Below are 730 nucleotides of genomic sequence, written 5' to 3' on the forward strand. Positions count from 1 at the left end.
TTGGTTTTCATAATAATTGGTTTTTTGGTTAATAAAATTAGAATATTTGGGGAACATCAAATCTAAACTGACCATCAGTAATCCTGAAAGTATCTACAGCATTTTCATCGGTAACCGTGAAATTAAAAGTCCCCTTAATCGTACCATAAGGACTGCTGCCATCGGCTCTTGGAATGAATTGCTCAATATTCATTTCACCATCAATTAAGTTCTCAACTAAAAAGATTACACTATCTTCAAGGTTTACATATTTATAAAATGGAAATATAGAATCTGCAAAAGCTGGATTGAGAAAATTAAGTGTTCCAGTTGAATGCTCCATACCATTAATCCTTATGCTAATGTTCGAAAATTCAGAGCAGTTACGCCCTCCAAAAACCATATATTTGGCAGGTGTGCTTAAATATGCTTCAGGATAATAATGGAAATGCCGTCCATCGCAAGAAAATGTTGATTGAGCATCAAACTCCACTCCATTCACTTTGCATTTAAAGTATTCTACACCATAATCCGGCTCGTCTGGTTTGTCTTCATCGTCTTTGCATTGTGACAGTGTCAAAATGCTGATGGTTAATAATGTTATTTTTAGAATATTTTTCATATTTAATGAGTTTAGATGTGATTTAAAGATTGTAATATTTTGGAAAATGATATCAGAGTTAACCGTCTAAAATACGGATCGCAAATAGGTCATATTGCCGCAGCCATTCTGCATGATCGTGCACCGTAT

Annotated in this window: 1 protein-coding gene; it reads right to left on the reverse strand. The window is 34.2% G+C overall.

Annotated features, from left to right (window positions below; genetic code table 11):
- Positions 1 to 37: 37 nt before the first annotated feature.
- Positions 38 to 601: a hypothetical protein gene (locus G3O08_RS20790; RefSeq protein WP_163287363.1), complete on the reverse strand. Its 564-nt coding sequence runs from the start codon at positions 599 to 601 to the stop codon at positions 38 to 40.
- Positions 602 to 730 lie beyond the last annotated feature (129 nt).

Source organism: Cryomorpha ignava, assembly GCF_010686655.1.
Taxonomy (GTDB): domain Bacteria; phylum Bacteroidota; class Bacteroidia; order Flavobacteriales_D; family Cryomorphaceae; genus Cryomorpha; species Cryomorpha ignava.

Bases quoted from the DNA above. Each gene is read 5' to 3' on its own strand.
- G3O08_RS20790 (WP_163287363.1), bottom strand. From the start codon at position 601: ATGAAAAATATTCTAAAAATAACATTATTAACCATCAGCATTTTGACA.